The organism is Brachyspira sp. (assembly GCF_050873525.1).
Lineage (GTDB): Bacteria > Spirochaetota > Brachyspiria > Brachyspirales > Brachyspiraceae > Brachyspira.
In genome coordinates this window covers 1-1318 of the sequence record NZ_JBNMIZ010000348.1, presented here as the reverse complement: position 1 = coordinate 1318, position 1318 = coordinate 1, and the positions used below count along the sequence as shown (strand labels likewise).

Below are 1318 nucleotides of genomic sequence, written 5' to 3'. Positions count from 1 at the left end.
TTATTATTCTTAATTATTATTCTTCTATAGGAAGGATTCGCGTTCCGTTTGAAGGTTTTACTATATAAACATCGGCGTCTCTTCGAGTTTTTTCTTTATATTTTGCATAAAGATTTTCTATAACATTTTCAACTTCCGTTTTTTTGAGGAACATTAAAACTCCGCCGCCAAATCCCGTTCCAATCATACAAACTCCCATGACTCCGTCCATATTCATAGCCTCTTCGACTAAAATATCCAATTCCGCAGTCGAGACTTCGTATAATTTGCTTAATCCATCATGAGTTTTTAATATCAAAGCTCCCAAATCTTTTATCGAGCCTTTTTTTATCGATTTAACCGCCTGATTTACTCTGTCCTGTTCGGCGGAAACATATAAAGCCCTTCGCATTTCTTTATTTTGAAGATTCGATTTTATAAATTCTGCGTCTTTAGGTTTCAAGTCGCATAATGATTTTAAATTAGGTTTTTTCTCTTTAAGTTTTTTATAAGCATTTTCGCATTCTTTTCGCCTTGCGTTATATTCGCTGTCGCTCGAAGCCCGCTTTTTATTGCTGTTTATAACCGCCATACAATATTCGCCAAAATTGAAATCCAAATATTCGTATTTCAAAGAATTCATATTAAAGAAAAATAATTGATTCTCTTTTCCCATAAATATCGTGGCATGGTCGGTTAAAGATGTTTTTTGCGAAGCGTATTTTTTTTCGCCTTCGTATGATAATTGAGCCATTTCCAAAAGTTCAACATTGGATATTCCATTTAAATCCAAAATAGCGTAAGTCAAACATGCGCATAAAGAACTTGAGGAAGCCAAAGAAGTATTGAAAGGCAAATCGGTATAAACATAAATATCGATTCCAGTGATTCTATAATCTTTCTCGATTAGGTTTGAATATACTCCTTTAAAATATATAAGCCATTCGTCCTCTTTAGTTTTTTCCAAATCGTCCAAAGAAAACGATTTTCGCATCTTGAAAGAATGCGCGTAAACATTGACTTTAGAATCGGGACGCTTTCTTGCAACCATATAAGTTCCTCTGTCTATAGCCGCAGTTATCGTATTTCCGCCCGAATAATCTATAAGCTCGCCTATTATATTAACTTTTCCCGGTGCAAAATATAATTTGACTTCGCCCTTTTGCCCGAAAATTTCCCTGAATCTCTCTACTATTTTTAAATGTAATTTAGGTATCATAATTCCTATCCGTAAAAATTTAATTGAAATATATATTATATGAATAAAAAAATCAATAGCAATATATTATATAATTTTAAATTTAATACTTGACTATTAAATTTATATATGTTAAAATAC

Annotated in this window: 1 protein-coding gene; it reads right to left on the bottom strand. The window is 32.2% G+C overall.

The window, feature by feature from the left end; translation table 11 throughout:
* Window positions 1-16 precede the first annotated feature (16 nt).
* Window positions 17-1198, bottom strand: a complete 1182-nt coding sequence (gene galK, locus ACR0QS_RS13250; protein ID WP_432633924.1) for a galactokinase — start codon at window positions 1196-1198, stop codon at window positions 17-19.
* Window positions 1199-1318 lie beyond the last annotated feature (120 nt).

What these genes read in the sequence shown, in the direction of transcription:
- galK (WP_432633924.1), bottom strand. Translation starts at nt 1,198, where the DNA reads ATGATACCTAAATTACATTTAAAAATAGTAGAGAGATTCAGGGAAATT.